The sequence below is a fragment of the Gimesia benthica genome, assembly GCF_009720525.1.
GTDB classification, from domain to species: domain Bacteria; phylum Planctomycetota; class Planctomycetia; order Planctomycetales; family Planctomycetaceae; genus Gimesia; species Gimesia benthica.
The window spans coordinates 1,759,155-1,776,977 of the sequence record NZ_CP043930.1; the positions used below are offsets into that span (position 1 = coordinate 1,759,155).

General features: G+C 53.3%; 9 protein-coding genes. 2 read left to right on the forward strand and 7 right to left on the reverse strand.

Annotation, left to right across the window (positions count from 1 at the left end; translation table 11 throughout):
• Window positions 1-6: 6 nt before the first annotated feature.
• Together F1728_RS06750 and F1728_RS06755 are read right to left on the reverse strand one after the other, a co-directional pair.
• Entirely contained in the window at window positions 7-2,286 is a 2,280-nt protein-coding gene (locus F1728_RS06750; RefSeq protein ID WP_155363463.1) for a DUF1549 and DUF1553 domain-containing protein, read from the reverse strand.
• 17 nt (window positions 2,287-2,303) lie between these two features.
• Window positions 2,304-4,862: a PPC domain-containing protein gene (locus F1728_RS06755; RefSeq protein WP_155363464.1), complete on the reverse strand. Its 2,559-nt coding sequence runs from the start codon at window positions 4,860-4,862 to the stop codon at window positions 2,304-2,306.
• A gap of 392 nt (window positions 4,863-5,254) precedes the next feature.
• Here F1728_RS06755 and F1728_RS06760 point away from each other — a divergent pair, with 392 nt between their 5' ends.
• Window positions 5,255-6,631: an alkaline phosphatase family protein gene (locus F1728_RS06760; RefSeq protein WP_155363465.1), complete on the forward strand. Its 1,377-nt coding sequence runs from the start codon at window positions 5,255-5,257 to the stop codon at window positions 6,629-6,631.
• 66 nt (window positions 6,632-6,697) lie between these two features.
• Window positions 6,698-7,471, forward strand: coding sequence for an SDR family NAD(P)-dependent oxidoreductase (locus F1728_RS06765; protein WP_155363466.1), 774 nt, complete (start codon window positions 6,698-6,700; stop codon window positions 7,469-7,471).
• Window positions 7,472-7,506: 35 nt separating this feature from the next.
• Here F1728_RS06765 and F1728_RS06770 read toward each other — a convergent pair whose 3' ends face one another.
• From F1728_RS06770 to F1728_RS06790, 5 genes are all read right to left on the reverse strand, one after another.
• Entirely contained in the window at window positions 7,507-8,913 is a 1,407-nt protein-coding gene (locus F1728_RS06770) for a DUF1501 domain-containing protein (RefSeq protein ID WP_155363467.1), read from the reverse strand.
• Between the two features lie 15 nt (window positions 8,914-8,928).
• Complete coding sequence (locus tag F1728_RS06775; protein WP_155363468.1) at window positions 8,929-11,985, reverse strand: PSD1 and planctomycete cytochrome C domain-containing protein; 3,057 nt, start codon at window positions 11,983-11,985, stop codon at window positions 8,929-8,931.
• A gap of 294 nt (window positions 11,986-12,279) precedes the next feature.
• Window positions 12,280-13,761 (reverse strand): DUF1501 domain-containing protein, encoded by a 1,482-nt coding sequence (locus F1728_RS06780; protein WP_155363469.1) that lies wholly within the window; start codon window positions 13,759-13,761, stop codon window positions 12,280-12,282.
• Window positions 13,762-13,797: 36 nt separating this feature from the next.
• Complete coding sequence (locus F1728_RS06785) at window positions 13,798-16,401, reverse strand: DUF1553 domain-containing protein (protein ID WP_194242715.1); 2,604 nt, start codon at window positions 16,399-16,401, stop codon at window positions 13,798-13,800.
• Between the two features lie 374 nt (window positions 16,402-16,775).
• Entirely contained in the window at window positions 16,776-17,783 is a 1,008-nt protein-coding gene (locus tag F1728_RS06790) for a Gfo/Idh/MocA family protein (RefSeq protein WP_155363471.1), read from the reverse strand.
• Window positions 17,784-17,823 lie beyond the last annotated feature (40 nt).

Genomic DNA, 17,823 nt, shown 5'->3' on the forward strand with positions numbered 1-17,823 from the left:
AATCTGTCAATGATTCATCATAAACTCATTCGTGGCCAGGAGCGCCCAGACCAGTGAACGATACGCCTCATGTCGGTTCTTTTCGCTATTGAGATATTTCACAGCCATTTCGACTTCCGATGTTCTCGGGGGCCGCGATAAGGTCCGTACAAAGATCTCACGAACATTATCTGAATGCGTTTTCTGATTTGATGCCAGCAGTTCGATGTAACCATTTTTATCGGTCAGTTTTCGCTGGATCTCCTTCGAATTCACCAGTTCGAGCGCCTGCGACAATGCGGGATCCACGGTCCGCTCACACTCACAGGCCGATGTGCGGGCAGGTCGCCCAAAGACATCCAGGAAATTGAAACGTACATTTTCATCGGGTAGATTCACCGCCCGCATCCCTTCAGGGAACACCCCCGGCCCTCCGGGGAAAACAGTGGGAACATCTAAAACCTGGCTGATCCCATCCAGCAGTACTTCCGCAGAAAGTCGCTTGGGGTAATACCGGGCAAAACACTGACTGTCTTCGGCATTGGTCTCATTCGGATTCGCACTGAGCCGATAGGCATAGGAATTCGTAATCTCTCGAATCAGCTGCTTCACATCATACCCATTCGCTGCAAAGTCATAGGCCAGCTCATCGAGCAGAACCGGATTCGTAGGCGGATTCGTGCTGCGGGCATCATCGATCGGGTGAATGATTCCCCGACCGAAAAAATGCCCCCACATCCGATTCACCATCGTCCTGGCGAAAAAGGGATTTTCCGGACCGGTCATCCATTTTGCCAGGTTGCGGCGGGGATCGTCAAAACGTGACACCTTAAAATCAGGACCTCCCAGCGGTCGAGGCTGCATCAGTTTTCCGCTCCGTGGGTTATGCACTTCTCCCTCATCTTTGAGATAAATCACTTCATTGGTAGGTACCTCGGCATCAGCAAAGCCCCCCTTGCGTCCTACGCGACTGAAGATGGCAGCGAAAGAATAGTAATCGTCCTCGCTCCAGCGTTCTGCAGGATGATGATGACACTGGGCACATTGAACCCTGACACCTAAAAACGCCTGTGCCACCGACTCCACGTAATCTGGCGTCGAACGGACCGAGCGGTACCAGATCGCGGGCGGATTCTGAGCCTGTCTGCCAGTGGCAGTCAGTAGCTCAGTCACAAAGCGATCGTAGGGCTTGTTGGCTGCGATGGAATCACGAATCCAGGCAGAGAACAGCATCGTCCCCGCCCGTTGATTGCGAGTGCCATAGCCGCTCCCCCGGTTCTGTAAAATATCAGCCCATTTTAAAGCGAAGTAACTGGCATACTCGGGACGCTCCAGCAGTCGATCGATCAATCGCTCCCGTTTGTCAGGTCGGGAATCCGCCAGATACTGTCTGACTTCGTCGACCGTAGGCAAGGTACCACAAATATCCAGAGTGACCCGGCGGATGAAGGTCGCATCATCTACTGGTTTCGAGGGTAGAATCCCCAGTTTTTTCCATTGGGCTACCAGGTGTTGATCGATCTTCGAGAGTTTCTCTTCCGAAGGATACCCTGCGAAATTTTGCTGCCCCGTGGAATGATAGGGAACCACTCCCTGGAAAACAGTAATCTTCTCTCCAAAGCGGGCCATCACGGCAAAGACTCCGCCACGCGATTGAGTGGTAATCAGACCTTCCTGATCAACCTTGCCGATTTCCGGATAGTTTGATTCGTAAATAGACTGGTGCGTGACGTCTCGCTGAGTCTCATCTGAAAAGTGAGCTGTCACCCGCAGCTTCAGGCTGGAGCGCTGCTGAAATACACGGTTACCGGGCGACAGTTCAATTTTGATGATTTCAGGATCATCAGGATGTGGGCCAGCGGCTCCCTGTTCGATCCAGTCATGCAGCAACGCGTAGTCCGCGGAATCTCCTTCCAGTAACCGCCCTCCACCATGGGGCACCAGACCTGTTGCCTTGAGCAGCAGCAGACTTCGATCGGGATCACCGGGAAAGATTCGCCTCCCCCGTGATTCCCGCGCAATTGCAGAATAATCCATTGCAGGATCAAAACCGAGCAGGGAAATTTTAAACCCATTCTGCCCAGTCGATTTTCCGTGACAGCCCCCACTATTGCAGTTCAACCTGGTCAACAGAGGTACCACATCCGTAGTGAAATACACCTTCCGTTTCGCTGAATCCGCAGCCAGAGCTGGCGTCTTATCAGCAGCGTCCAGCATGCCCTGTCCTGAAACCAACAGGCAGACGATCATCCAGATCAGCTGATAACTTCGTGTTATTGAATTCTGCTCATACAGGAGACGGAACATGAAATCTCGATTCGCTCTTATTCAGTTGAATTGGTTATTTCCAGATTCAGGAAACAGCTTCCATGATAGACCGCCTGGTCTTCCACAACACCGACCGCAGACAGACGTATGAAAGGCTGTTTCCCTAGAGGTGCATCCTCATTGGCAATGATCTGCAGAGTCCCTTCTTCGGTCTGTCCGACGAACGTCACTCCCCGCACGCGCAGCCCGTCTACCTTGACCGCAGGGGCTTCCACTTCGGTATGAATTTTACTGATGAAACCATTAATCCGCCGGGCCGAATATTTCACCTGAATCGTTTCACCGCGGCGGATCTTCCTGGGAGCGTCTGTATCTACGGCAACCACAAACGCAGCTGGTTTTACCTCGAAACTGACAGGATTGCTGAACAGCATGACAGACGTCTTCTTTTTCGTCTTGGGGTGCGTCACCTCCGTCTCTGCCTGAATCGTCAGCGTGTGGCGCCCTTCTGGAAAATAAGGTGGCAGGTAAAAACTGAGATAACCCTTATTCACTCCCGCAGGAATCACGGCACTCTGATTTTGAATCATTTGCGGGAGCCCCACTCCCTGCAGCTTCACCTCCGCCTGATCACTCAGATCCCGCCGATCTACTTGAACCGCCACATCCAGTACAGAGCCGGGAGCATGCCGTAGTTTCATCTCACCAAACAGATCGTGCTTACGGGTCAACTGGGGGTTGGCGGTAATCTTAACCGGCGCCGTATCGGTAACAGCCAGGGGAATGCGTGTCGTCAGTCGACTAGTGGCGTTCGGTAAATCCGTTCTGACCAGAGTTCCGCCGCTGATTCTTCCGCCCGCGCCCTGCGCAGAACTGACTTTCAGCTGCAGATTTTCAACAAAAGCAGGTGCAGATTCGGAAGCACTGAAGGTCAGCAGTGCCCGCTCTGTATGGGGCCCCAGCCAGACATCGGGACACTCAATTCCCGGGGGAAGATTAACAGCACTTACTCGTATGGAATCTGTCATCCCCCGTTTTCTGATGGCATACACATCCAGTAAAGCGCGGCCTCCTCGCTCAATATTGAGAGAAGCCTGCTTTTGATGGTGTGGGACGACCGCCAGGTGGAACTCCGGCTCCTGTCGTCGGAGACTGAAGCGGTACACACGACGCGGGTCATCATCCAACCCGCCGCGCAGATTCCGGACCATGATCAGATAGCGTCCATCCTCCGGCACCACCCATTTACCAACAGGATCGAGATGACTCAGAGAAAACTGCCTGCTCCCGCTGTTACTGATGTGATCCGTAAATCGTGCCAGGACCTTCTGCCCCGCTCCATCCAGCAGGCTGATATCAAGATCCACGGGAGAATTGATCCGCTGTCCCCAGGCCTCAAACCAGAGTACTTCCCCCCGCCGGGCCTGGAAGGCATACCAGTCCTGTTCGTCACCGGCTATCAACTGACCGCTGACTTCTGTGGGATAAACAAGCTGTTGAGCCGTTTGTGCAGTCTGATGCGTTTCCTGCTCCAGCACGACCGGTAAATCAGTCAGACTGATTAATTGCGGTGCGTGCCCCTCTTCTAACTGAAACGCAAAGCTTTCCAGATCGGTCTGCTCGCTCTCTCTGCGCAAAGGAACATGAATGGAATCTCTGTCTGCCGGAGCTCTGATCGTCAAATCCAGCCGCTCGAGAGCATTTTCCCCGTTAGGGCTGCTCTGAGTGAACTGCGGCTGATCACTACTGCTTGCCACTCCCAGCTTGAGTGACCGCCGTACTGCTTCCACAGCTGCGTCCTGTGCGAGTTGCTGCTCAGATCTGTTTTTCAGTGGGTTCAGGTTCCAGCCGTAGATTGAAACTTGAGCGGTCTCCCCATATTGCACGACTGCGGGCATAGTAAACAGCATCCGGGGCCCGGTATCGATATCCAGTCGATAAAAATGATTTGGGCTGCCGGAATAAATCAGATCAAAGACTTTGACTGCATAACTGTCGTCCGCAGGGACTCGAAACGAAATCAGCGGATCATTGCCAAAGAACCCACGGTTGACCGCCAGGCGTCGTCCCTGGGAATCAAAGACTTCCAGAATGGGACGCAGGCTCGAATCGATTCGTTCTGCGCGACACTCAAGCACAACCCGTTGCCCCTGACTGGCCTGAAATCGATAAACATCCACGTCCCCTTTTTGGCTGACACAGCCATTGATCGAGACATCCAGTGAAACAGCCTGTGCTGATTTCAGCTTTTCATTCGGTTCCGTTTCGAGTACTTCAGACCGATTCCCCACAATAAAAGCCCGGGGAGAACTTAAACCGTTGCGACAGAGAACACGCAGATCATAGGTGCCAACCGGGACACTGGCAGGGATCGAAACCCGAAACTGATCCTTACTGATTTTCTCAGCAGAGATATCCGGATAACTGCAAATCAGACGGGAAACCTCATCCAGCCCGGTACCAGCGACCTTGAGCTCCAGTTCGCTCCCCTGTTGCCCTCCGCAAGGAAAGACGGAATCCAGAATGGGAGGAGTGGCCGCGGTCAAAGCAGATGATGCGAGCACCTGAATCAGCAATATGAGCGCAAACAGACTGACTCGACCCGGTCGTTTCACGATATGCTCTTCCCTTAGATTTCTGAAGCATCTTTACATATCCGCCGCTGAGATATGAAAGTATTGGTTTCAGCCTAACTGGCGCGAGTATTTCTATCTCTGGAACAAACATTCCATAAACGTTAGTTTATGCGACAGTGCCGTGCTTAGTCAAGGTGGTGATCCAGTTCAAGCGGGTCATTGTCGAACAATGCCGTTTCAAATGTTCAACCAGAGATGGCATACTCACCATGATTGAGAGCCCCATTTATTTCACTCCTCCGTTTACCACTAATACGGTTGCATTGCAGTGATGGGGTGAGCACAATAAATAGAAACCTGCCTCCGCCTGACTGTTTTCTTTCCATCCTGAAAAGCCGGGCAATCTCATTATTCGAACTGGAGTCCTCATCATGCGCGTGATGCTTTTAGCTTTCATTCTGACTGGCACGATACTGTCTTATCTGCCACAAACCTGCGCTGCGGCAGAACCGCATTCGGATCGCTGTGTGGTCCTGGTCAGTGTGGATGGCCTGGCAAATTTTTACCTGGACGATCCCAAAGCAGACATGCCGACTTTACGCAAGCTCGCCCGAGATGGAGCTCGTGCTCAGGGTATGGTCTGCTCCTTTCCCACTGTCACCTGGCCTAACCATACGACCCTGGTCACTGGTACAACACCAGCGAAACACGGTGTCATCGGCAACAATTACCTCGATCGGAAGAGTGCCACTCCCGTCCCCTTCATTCCAGACCCACTGTTCGATAAAGATCAGATCGTCAAAGTTCCTACCATCTACGACGTCGCCCACCGGGCTGGTCTGGTCACCGCCGGCATCATCTGGCCAGCGTCCCGAAATGCCCGGACGCTGGACTGGACCGTACCCGACATGTTTGGCAAAGAAGCCTGGCCCAGGTACGGCACCCAGATCTGGCTGGAAGAACTGCGTCAAGACGGTCTCCCCGTTGACGAACATGGTGCCTGGACTGGTGAAAGCGGCGGAGGTGTCAAACGCGACTGGCTCTATACCCGGATGGCCCGCCATCTGTTCCAGAAACATCCGCCTAACCTGCTGGTCATTCACCTGGTTGAAGTCGACCACGTGGAGCACAAACATGGCCCCCGCAGTACCGAAGCTTACTGGTCCGTGAGCTACGCCGATGATCGCCTGCGTGATATTGTCGAAGCCATCAAACTTTCCCCACACGCAGATAAAACCACACTTGTTGTGGCCAGTGATCACGGGTTCTTCCCGATCTCGAAAGACATTCGCCCGAATGTACTCCTCAAACAGGAAGGTCTGATTACTAAAGATAAAAAGCAGGCGTACTGTCTGTCTCAGGGCGGCGGCTGTATGGTCTATGTTCTGGATGACAAGCATCGTGAAGAAACTATCGAGAAACTGAGCAAGAAACTGGCTCAGCTGGAAGGGATCCAGGCTGTACTGGGTAAAGAGGAGTATACAAAACTGGGTCAGCCGACTCCCGCTGAAGACCCGCACGCGCCCGATCTGTGGCTGGCGGCAAAGTCCGGTTACTCATTCACCAATAGCGATTCCGGCGATGAAACCGTCGTTCCGCGGAAAACACCTGGCGGAACTCATGGCTACCTCCCGGACCAGCCAGACATGCTGGCCACACTGGTGATCTCAGGTTATGGCATTAAACCCGGAACCAAGTTGGGCAAAATTCAGAGTCTGGATGTCGCCCCTACAATGGCTCGCCTGTTGGGTGTCGAACTGCCTACGGCTCAGGGAAAGCCATTGATGCCGGCCCTGCTGGACGATTGAGATTCCCGCGCAATCATTCAGGGCTCCTTCTATCCTCAAAAAAAGTCAATCATTCCAGAGGTAACCATGTCAGCGTCCACCACCCACCCGCAAAGATTTGAGAATCGTATCGCCCTGGTAACAGGCGGCTCACGGGGAATCGGGCGGGCCTGCTGCCTGCGTCTGGCGGAAGAAGGAGCCCGCGTTGCCATTAACTATCGTCAGGGAAAGGAAGACGCTGAAGAGACGCTGCAGCAGATCCGGACCGTTGGAGGGACCGGCATACTCGTGCAGGCCGACGTCTCTTCGAGCGAACAGGTCGATAAAATGGTCAGCGAGATCGAAGCCGAATGGGGGCAGGTGGAACTGCTGGTCAATAATTCGGGCATCTTCAGTTATGAGCCGCATACCGAGTTAACCGAAGAGGCATGGCGGCAGATGCTGGAAGTGAACCTGACAGGGACTTTTCTGGTAACCTGGCGTGTCAGGGAGGGCATGCTGCAGCGAAAATTTGGACGGATCGTCAACATGAGTTCCCTCTCCGGCCTGATGCCACGCCCCATGTCGATCGCGTATGCAGTCAGTAAGGCTGGCGTCGTCTCCTTCACCCAGAGTACTGCCGTCGCCTGGGCAGGCGAAAACATTCGCGTTAATGCCATCGCCCCGGGACTGATTGATACCGAAATTCTCTCAGGCGTCAATCAGGATGATCTCGACAAAATCATTCAGGCCACCCCTATCCCACGCATGGGTAAGGCCTCGGAGGTCGCCTCCATGGTCTCTTTTCTGCTCTCTGAAGAAAGCAGCTTCACCACCGGCCAGACCGTTGTCATCAGCGGCGGACGCTGCATGCTACCCTGACCCCTTCCTGAGACTGTTGTGGAAAGATTACTGACTCAGGCAATGATGTCTTTGATCACATGCGCCTCTTCCACACCGGTCAGACGGAAATCGAGTCCCTGAAACCGGTAACTGAACCGCCGGTGGTCGATGCCGAACAGGTGGAGTAAGGTCGCATGAAAATCCCGGACATGCACGGGATTTTCAGCCGCCGCGTATCCGAATTCATCCGTGGTACCATAGCTCTTACCCCCCTGAATCGCTCCCCCACCCAGTACCAGAGAAAACCCCTTGATGTGGTGATCTCGGCCGGATCCCTGGGCCATCGGTGTCCTGCCGAATTCACCGCCCCAGACAATCAAAGTGTCATCATAAAGTCCGCGTTGTTTCAGATCGCGAATCAGAGCCGCGGTCGCCTGGTCGACTTCTTTCGCTGTAATCTCAATCGAACGTTTGATCCCGCCATGGTGATCCCACGCACGGTGATATAACTGCACGAAACGCACGCCACGTTCGAGCAGTCGCCGTGCGAGCAGACAGTTGGAAGCATAAGTTCCATCGCCCCCCTCAGTCCCGTAGGCTGTTAACGTCTCTTTAGTTTCACTCCCCAGATCCATCAGCCCCGGCACACTGGTCTGCATCCGAAATGCCATTTCGTACTGCCCGATCCGGGTAGCGATTTCAGAATCATGTACCAGGTCATCAAAGCTGTGATTCAACTGGTTGACCGTCTGCACGAGTCGCTTCTGTTGCTGCATCGACACGCCATCAGGTCGGTTCAGATAGAGTACCGGTGCCCCCGTCGACTGAAACTGAACTCCCTGGAAGCGAGAGGGTAGAAACCCGCTGTGCCATTGCCGGGCGGCAATCGGCTGTGCCTGTCCCCCTTTCCCGACACTGGTCAGTACAACATAGCCGGGCAGGTCGTCACATTCCTGCCCCAGCCCATACAAGAGCCACGACCCCATACTGGGGCGTCCTGCCTGCGAGGAACCGGTGTTGAATAGCGTATGGGCGGGGTCATGGTTAATCTGGTCCGTATACATCGACCGGATAATACACAGGTCGTCCGCCACTGATCCAATCTGGGGGAACTGACTACAAACCCGCTGGCCACTTTCGCCAAAACTTTTAAATTCGAATTGCGGAGCAAAGCATTTGAGTTCGCGCCCCTGCAACTGAGCAACCTGCTGCCCCTTCGTCAGAGATTCCGGCATCGGTTTACCGTGCATCTCGCGTAACGTCGGCTTGTCGTCAAATGTTTCGAGATGAGACGGTCCTCCGGCCATACAGAGATGAATAACCCGTTTGATCCGCGGTGTGAAATGTGGTTTCCCGATCACTCCTTCCCCCAGATCACTGGCCTGGGCATCCCGTGATAACAACGACAGTAAAGCTGCCGGCCCGATTCCGAGCGCAGACTGACGCAGAAAACTCCGTCGCGTAACATTCAGATTTGACATGGAGAATTCCTCAGTTTAATAACGTGTGATCATTTCATGCAGGTTCAAAACAGCGCGCGACACACTCGTCCAGGCAGCCAGTTCCGCCTGATCGATTTTCTCAGGGGGCGGATTTAAACCGACAGACAGAATCTCTGCTGCCGCTTTCGGGGACTGACGATATGCCTGCAGATCTTCCTGATACAGGGTCTTCAGCAGCTTGATTTCGTCCTGCCGTGGTTCCCGCGTCAACGCCTGTTGCATCAGCCACTTCAACTGTGCGTCGAACTGTTTCTCCGGGTGTTCCTGAATCACGCGCGTCGCCAGTACCCGGGCCGCTTCCACAAAAGTCGGATCATTTAATAACACCAGGGACTGCAGAGGCGTATTGGATCGGGAACGCTGCGCCGTACATTCTTCACGAGCCGGCGCATCGAAAGCGAGCAGACTGGGATGCAGAAACGTACGTTGCCAGTGCGTATATAAACCCCGGCGATATTGCTGTTCTCCCTTGTCCGCCTGATAGGTCCGCTTGGGAAAATTCAATTGTGCCCAGTATCCGGCTGGCTGATAAGGTTTGGCACTTTCACCTCCGATTTGCAGATTCAGCAGTCCACTGACCTGCAGGGCATTATCGCGAATCATTTCTGCTTCCAGCCGCCAGCGCGACTGACGTGCATACATGCGATTATACGGATCACGCTCTCGTAATGCGGCTGTCCAGGCAGAAGACTGACGATAGGTATGCGAGGTCACCATCAGTCGCACCATGTGCTTGACATCCCAGCCGCTGTCAATAAATTCACAGGCAAGCCAGTCGAGCAGTTCAGGATGGGTCGGCATCTCTCCCTGTGAACCCAGATCATCAACCGTACGCGCCAGTCCCTGTCCGAACAGGAGCATCCACAGTCGATTCACAAACGTGCGCGCTACCAGCGGATTCTTGCGCGATGTCATCCAACGTGCCAGATCCAGACGGGTCGCCCGCTGCTTCTCCGGCAAATCAAGCTGTGACAAAAAGTGAGGCACACCGGGATTCACAATTTCTCCGGAATCATCCATCCAGTTCCCGCGTGGCAGGACCCGCATGGTACGAGGCGTTGTGGCTGTTGTCGCCAGTGTCGTGACGATCTGATTCTTCAACTGCGTCTGCTGCTGCCTTAGTCGAGCCAGTTGTTCACGGCTCTCTTTTAACAGTGGCGTTGATTCTCGAAACGCAGTATCCAGTTGTTTTTGCTGGTCGACAGAACGCGATTCAGGTTTGACTTTCAGTACTTTCTGGATCTCATCAGACAATGCGAATCCTGATTGAATCACACTCGGATCAGAGGAAATAAACAATCGAAACCGCCCCAGGTTATGCCCGTTCCCATGTCGTTGAATAATGCGAATCTGACAGGAAGGAGTCCCTTCTCCGGGTTGTTTCTCGCTGGAATCGGTAACCTTCCCTGACAGCAGCAGGTGATTACGTTTTCCAATTTGCGGTAGAATCGCCCAGCCGGTTCCGGATTCCTCAGCGACATTCTGAGGAGTGTGCCCATTTTGTGAATGAGCAGCGACGGCTTTCTCCCATTTGACTTTCTGCTTCCTCACCATCAACTGCACTGCGTTGACCACCAGGTTTCCATTCCCAGCACGTCCCGGCCCCTTGCGAGGAAGCGAAGGATCAGGCAACAGCTCCAGTTTCAGCGCCACGGGGCCTGTGACAGGAACCAGGCTGTCGTTGATTTCCAGCACATATTCATCCTGATCCGGATTCTTGCCACTGGCCAGAATCGAGCCATCTTCGAGCACTTTTAGTTTCGCCCCACCTGTTGAGCTTACTTCCTGAGGATTGAGCAGTGTCCAGCGATCAAAATCGGCCTGGACCTGTTGTCCCCACTCCTGTCGGGCGGCGGTTAATTCGGGGGTTTCCCGATTATAATTCTGTTCTGTCTGTTTGATTGCAGCCTCTAACTCTTTTGAGAGGCGAGCCTGTTCCTCAGTCGGTACCGGCAATTGTTCGATGTGTCGAGCACCACGGACAATCCCCTGCTCTTTAATGTCCGCAAAAAAAGCAGCGAAGCGATAAAAGTCTTTCGTCGTAAAAGGGTCAAATTTGTGATCGTGGCATTCCGCACACCCGACCGTAGAACCGAGCCAGACGGAGCCCGTCGTACGGACGCGATCGGCAGAATATTTCGCCAGGTATTCCTTAGGTTGCACTCCCCCTTCTCCAGAAGCGCGATTCAACCGGTTATACGTCGAAGCCACCTTCTGCCAGAGGTCAGCTTCAGGCAGCAGATCCCCTGCCAGTTGCTCAATCGTAAACTGATCGAAGGGTTTATTACTGTTGAATGCGTTGATGACATAATCCCGATACGGGGACACGCTTCTAACCTGATCGCCGTGGTAACCCAGCGTATCTGCATAACGGACCAGATCCAGCCAGTAGAGTGCCAGTCGCTCACCATAATGGGGAGAATCCAGATATTCATTCACCAGTTTTTCGTACGCTACGTCTCCTGGATGCGCAGGATAGGCTGCTACCACCAACGGATCGGGAGGCAGTCCGGTCAGATCAAAAGAGAGGCGGCGGACCAGTGTTCTCGGCTCCGCCTCAGGTGAAGGAGCAAACCCATTGTCTTTGAGTTGTTGCTGGATGAAAGCGTCAATCGGATGCAGATTCTGCTTCTCTTTCAGCTCAGGCACTGCAGGCTTTACCAGGGGTGTCAGGGACCAGTGCCGCTGGTAGGCTGCCCCCTGATTGATCCACTTCCGCAGCAGTTCAATTTCAGCCTTGCTCAAAGGCTTGCCATGCTCAGCCGGGGGCATCAACAGACTTTCATCGCTGGCAGTGATACGGTGGATCAGTTCACTCTCATCGGCCTTACCAGCGACAATCGCCCGCGTTCCTCCCAGGTCACGCAGTGCAGAATCACGATCATCCAGACGCAGATCGGCTTCCCGTGTTTTCTCATCCGGGCCATGGCAGGCAAAGCACTTGTCCGAAAGAATCGGTCTGATATCCCGATTGAACTGGATCGGGGTCTCACCCCAGACGGGCCTGATAATCAGGCAGAAACAGAAAACAGACGCGAGCCCGAGTCTCATTGATTACCTCTCCCACACAGGACGAACACCCTGGGCTGCTCTCTCAGCTGTAACTCGTGTTTGAGGATTCTGAGCTCATTCATTCCGGCTGAAATCAGTGCGGCGTGAGTCTGCAGAAGTTACAGCTGACTATAGGAATTCAGGCAGGGATGCTGATCTGGACATTAGTAAAACAAACGAAACAGCATTAAACCTATAGTGTAGGTTGTGCTCAGACCACCTGCAAGCAGATCTCGTCAATCTGGCGACGTATACTCTCCCGGGAAGCAAGCGTAACCAGGAACGGGGCTCGTCTTAACTGATAATGTCGTGGATTACTTCGCCATAATCCCGTTCCAGACGCTGTCTGCCGGGATAGTTGAGCCGGGTCGTATCCAGGCCCATCTGATGTAATACCGTGGCATGCAGGTCGGTCACATAGTGCCTGTCTTCAACAGCGTGGAACCCGAGTTCATCGGTCGCACCATGAATATGGCCCCCTTTAATTCCGCCACCGGCCATCGCCACACTGAATCCATGCGGGTGATGATCGCGGCCTGTTCCCTGGACAGTGCTGTTCCCATTACGGTGTTCTGCACCAGGGGTACGTCCGAATTCAGAGCCGATCACAATCATGGTCTCATCCAGCAGGCCACGCTGCTTGAGGTCTTTAATCAGACCGGCAATTGGCTGATCGACCTGGGCCGAAAGCTGCGAATGCAGGCGTTTAATATCGCGATGAGAATCCCAGGCACCAGCATTACCACGGTAGCCATGGAACAGTTGAATAAACCGCACGCCACGTTCGGTCAGACGCCGGGCCGCCAGACATTTCTCACCGAAGCTTTTGGTGGTTGACTGATTCAGACCATACAGCTCCTGCACATGCTGTGACTCTTCTTCAAAAGCCATGACTTCGGGAACGGCTGACTGCATCTGGAAAGCCAGCTCGTATGACTTGATCCGTGCTTTCAGGTTTTTGTCATCCGGGTATTGAATTCCGGCGTGTCGGTTCAGTTTCCCCAGCAGGCCGAACATTTCCTGTTGTTCCGAAGGAGTCATTGAATCATCGGCAGACCGCACAAACGAGAGCGGATCTTTCGGATCCACTTCCATCCGGACCCCCGCATGTTCCGGCCCTAAATAAGAGGATCCGTGTGTCCAGGCGGCACCACAACAGTCAGCACTTGGGTTCCCCAGCACGACATAATGCGGCAGATTCTGGTTGGCCGTTCCCAGGCCGTAACTGACCCAGGAGCCCACGGTCGGAAAAGCACCTTCCGTAATTTTGCGGCCGGTATGATAAGTCAGCTGGGCACCATGGTTGTTGTCGATCGTCCACATGGAACGGACCAGTGTCAGGTCATCCGCACAGGTCCCCAGATTCGGGAACCAGTCGCTGATTTCCAGACCGCTTTCGCCATATTTTTTAAAGCCTGTCTGCAAAGGCATGATGGCTTTGAATACTTCACGTTTCTGCTTGGATGGGTCGAGCAGAATCTTGTTGATCTTGTCCTTATTCAACACAGATTCTGCATAGGGAGTTTCATCAATCGACTTCCCGGCATATTTATTGAGTGCCGGCTTCGGGTCGAAACTTTCCAGGTGACTGAGACCGCCAATCAGAAAGATCCAGATCACCGATTTGGCGCGCGGCACCATGTGCGGAACCAGCCCCGCTTCTGCAGCCTGCAGTTCGCCTTCCTGAAACAGGAGCGAAGAGAGCGCCATGCCCGTCATTCCCATTCCGGTGTCGTTTAAAAACGTGCGACGGTTCATCTGGGGTGAATTAAACATTCTATTACTTTCCAATCCTATTCCGGTCAGGATTAATCAGCGAATCGTGATAAAATCATTATGGTTGAATAATACGGTAATCAGTTTTTGATACTGCTCTCTGGTCGGTTGACTGCCCTCTGCTTTGACAGATGCCAGCAGAAAATCCCGACAGAGTTGATGCTCAACTTCATCCGGCTGACGCGAGAGAATTCGCAGGTAAGCCTCTTCGATAAAAGCATCCATGTCCCCGGTGGTCTTCTCTTCAATCTGAGACGCCAGGGCTTCACTTGCCAGGAAAGTCAGCTTACTGTTGGCCAGCGCCAGTGCCTGATGCGGTTGCACACTCGTCTCCCGCATATAACACTCTGAAACGCTGGGACCATCAAAGATCTGTACAAACTCAACCAGTTTTTCATGTGCGTGCCGGAGGTAGATACTCTTGCGACGAGAATCCTGGGCCTGATGGTTATCAATATCCGGGCCTCCCATCGCAGAGTCGAGTCGACCGGGAATGTAAAGCAGATTATCCCGCACGATTTCCCCTTCCATTCGGCGCGCCGATTTTTTCCAGAGGAAAAGATTATCGGGGTCGATCGCATGGTTTTCCGGGGCACCAGTCCCTGCCATTCGATAAGTCGCACTGGTGACGATCAACCGGTGCATCTCTTTCATGCTCCACTCCCGGTCCATGAATTCCGCTGCCAGCCAGTCCAGTAATGCGGGATGAGTCGGTTCACGTCCATTTCCGCCATACTCATTGACCGTTGGCACAATCGGCTGCCCAAAATGTCGCAACCAGATATGATTCATCGCCACACGAGCCGTTAACGGATTTTGACGGTCGGTCAACCAGCGGGCAAACGCCAGACGTCGCCCGGTGCTGCTTTCCGGATACTTGGACTGTTTACGAGGAGCATATTTCGTTGTCAGCTTTTCTTTGGCTGCATCCTCTGCTTTTTTGAGTTGAGTTTCTGCCGCCTTGTGAGCCTGCTCCGCTTTTTTCAACTGCTGCTTCGCTTTGCTGATACTCGATTTTTTCTTTCCTTTCTCAGCTTTCTTGAGCGCTGCAGTGGCCTGCTCCTGCTGCTTGATGGCAGAGGTTAATTCCCATTGAGCCGCTTCAACAGCTGCTTCACGCTGTAGCTTCACCAGGTTCTGTGCTGCCGTTTTCCAGGCGTCAGATTTTTTGTCGCCAGCCACTTCCATCGCTTCGATGGCAAACTGGGCTTCGAGGACTGCCAGTGCACTTTCGGCAGCTGCTCTCTGCTCCGGTGCTTTGGCCTGCTCCATAGTCCCTTTGGCCTGATCGAGCAGATCCTGTTTGACAAACTCACGCCGGGCAGGCTGACTGGCCACCAGCGGCAGTGAGACCGGCTCGACTTCATATTTCCCTCCCAGGAATTCAGGCACTCCCGGCGGAATACTTTTGTCTTTTACGGGACGTCGTTCGTCACCAGCTTCCAGAAACCAGGTCTTCGAAGTCAAAGAACGATCGTAGGCACGAGGAATCCCGTTTTTCGAGACATCCAGTACGCCTGCCACACGGTCCGTACGAACGTGATACGGTTCGAAAATAGCCCGCATCTGATAGTATTCAGTCTGCTTGATCGGATCATACATGTGATCGTGGCATTTCGCACAACCGACGGTAATTCCCAGGAATGCCTGCGACGTATGCTTCACAACATCATCCATCCACTGGTCGCGTTCCGCGTGGTAATTGCGTGCCAGGAAACCGGTTGCCCGGAGTGTATCCCAGTCATCCGGCTTCAGTTCATCAGCTGCCAGCATCTCGGTCAGCATCTGATCGTAAGATTTGTCGGCATTGAGCGATTCAATAATCCAGTCGCGCCAGTGCCAGATATGTCGCTGGCTCACACGCAGGGCATCCTTGTAACCGGCCCAGTCGCTGTAACGCCAGACGTCCATCCAGTGTCGTCCCCAACGCTCGCCGTAAGCGGGGTGATTCAACAGGCGATCAACGACCGCTTCATAAGCCTTGTCGTTCGTTTTGACGTCTTTTAGAAACGCACGGATTTCTTCGGGTGTCGGATTCAAGCCAATCAGGTCGAGATAAACCCGACGCAGCAGAACTTCTGGACCGGCCTCCGCAGCACGTTTCAAACCTTTCTGCTCGTGGCCGGCAGCAATGAATTGATCGATGGGATTCCGCGGCCAGTTGAGGTCGGCCACCACCGGAACTTCTGGACGATGAACGGGTTTAAAGGGTTTCCAGGCATAGCGGTTCTGGAATTCGTTAAACTCGGCCGTCAACTGTTCCAGTTTTTTCTTCGAGTCAGCAGCCGGGAATTTCGTTTTATCACCAGGTGCGGTACCGCTGAGTACTTCCTGCAGGTTTGTAAAGCCATCACCATCGGCATCCTGATCGGCGATCAGTTTCAGTCGCAGAGCCAGATCCGCGTCCTGATTTTGCTCCAGCAGTTTGTCTGCGGTTTCACGCAATTGATTCCCGAAGGGATTGTGCGGAAAATCGTCCAGGGATTCAGCACCCTCTGCATGATCACGCACATGACAGGTACCACAGGAATTCAGTCCCTGTGCCAGGTACTTGCCAAAGTAGCGGACAAATGCCTGCCGATTAGCCGGGTTGGCCTGGGCCGGTGCCGTCAGCGTGACAGCTGATATGAGAACTAGCAAACTGAGAATTCGTCTGTTCATATCAATCATACAATTACCATCGGTGTTCTAACTGGAAAGAACCAGAAAATCACAGTGAAAATGTGTGTGTTAAATTTGAGGCTGCAAGTATTTAAAACTTACACGTCAGGAGAGAATTCAGGCGAGAAAACTCGTATCTCACTGAGTGAGATAAAATCAAAGTCAGATCAACGAGCATTTAATATATAATACTAAGATATTTGCGAAAAATCCAGTAGAATCTTGCTAGAGAGACGACCTGCACCGCTTTTTGGGCTCATATCTGGATGTTTGTTTTGCTCAGAACCCGATCAGGTAACGCGAAGTGCATAACTGGTATGACCCCAATACCTGTCTGTCAGGATCGTGGCAGATCAAAATGTAATGACCGTCCCTGTCCGTGCCGACTCCGTTGCCGCTTCCATCCAGGCGACAGCGGCAGCAGATTCAGCGGGTGTAATCCGTTGAGGTGGTTCCCCCTTGCGGACGCAGTTGGCAAAATATCGTAACTCTTCCTTTAACACTCCAAAATAATTCCCCAGAGGACGGGGCCAGTACATGGTATCGGGCAGTTTCACTCCCTGTGCATCATGAATCGCCAGGCCCGCCTCACCACAGTTGATATAGAGCGCTCCCTCCGTCCCGATGATTTCCATGCGGGCATCAATCGTAAACGGAGTGGATTCCGGCAAATGCCAGACTGACTCAACCACAGCGACCGCACCACTGTCCAGCCGGGCAATCGACCAGCCGGCATCCGGAAATTTGTTCTTGCCGGGATGGACTTCCTGAGCATAGACCGTGGAGACGTTTGCCTGACTGAACCAGAGCATCAGATCCGCGTCATGGATTCCGTCTCCCATCAGTGCCGAAATATCATCGAGCACCGTTTCACCAATAGCCTTCGACAGATTCCGACGGGCATGCATCGAAATAATATTTCCAATCCGTCCCTCTTCAATTGCCTGCTTCGCGATGGTTACCCGGGGATCAAACCGGCAGATGTGCCCCACCATGAATAATCCGTCCGACTGAGCGGCTGCATCCAGAATCTGCTCGCAGTCCGCCAGCGTTGGCGCCATCGGTTTTTCGAGCAAAACATGCTTACCACTCCGCAAGGCTTCAATGGCAATTTCACGATGATCATAAATGTGGGTGGTAATACTCACCACATCGATATCAGGGTCGGCCAGCAATTCGTGGTAGTCCGTGTAGCGTTTCGAGACGTTCAGCCGGTCAGCCACTTCATTCAAGCGATCTGGCCTGCGAGTGCAGAGTGCGGTCAATTCAATATCCGGCATCTCAGCCAGATTATCGGCATGAACTTCACCAAACCATCCCAGTCCTATCACGCCCCATCGAACCGCCTTTGCCTGACTCACGGGTTACCTCGCTTCCTGGTTACACTGTTGATTCAAAAGT

Excerpts from the sequence above, each read along its gene's own strand:
- F1728_RS06750 (WP_155363463.1), bottom strand. The coding sequence starts at position 2,286 with ATGTTCCGTCTCCTGTATGAGCAGAATTCAATAACACGAAGTTATCAG.
- F1728_RS06760 (WP_155363465.1), top strand. The coding sequence starts at position 5,255 with ATGCGCGTGATGCTTTTAGCTTTCATTCTGACTGGCACGATACTGTCT.
- F1728_RS06765 (WP_155363466.1), top strand. The coding sequence starts at position 6,698 with ATGTCAGCGTCCACCACCCACCCGCAAAGATTTGAGAATCGTATCGCC.
- F1728_RS06770 (WP_155363467.1), bottom strand. The coding sequence starts at position 8,913 with ATGTCAAATCTGAATGTTACGCGACGGAGTTTTCTGCGTCAGTCTGCG.
- F1728_RS06775 (WP_155363468.1), bottom strand. The coding sequence starts at position 11,985 with ATGAGACTCGGGCTCGCGTCTGTTTTCTGTTTCTGCCTGATTATCAGG.
- F1728_RS06780 (WP_155363469.1), bottom strand. The coding sequence starts at position 13,761 with ATGTTTAATTCACCCCAGATGAACCGTCGCACGTTTTTAAACGACACC.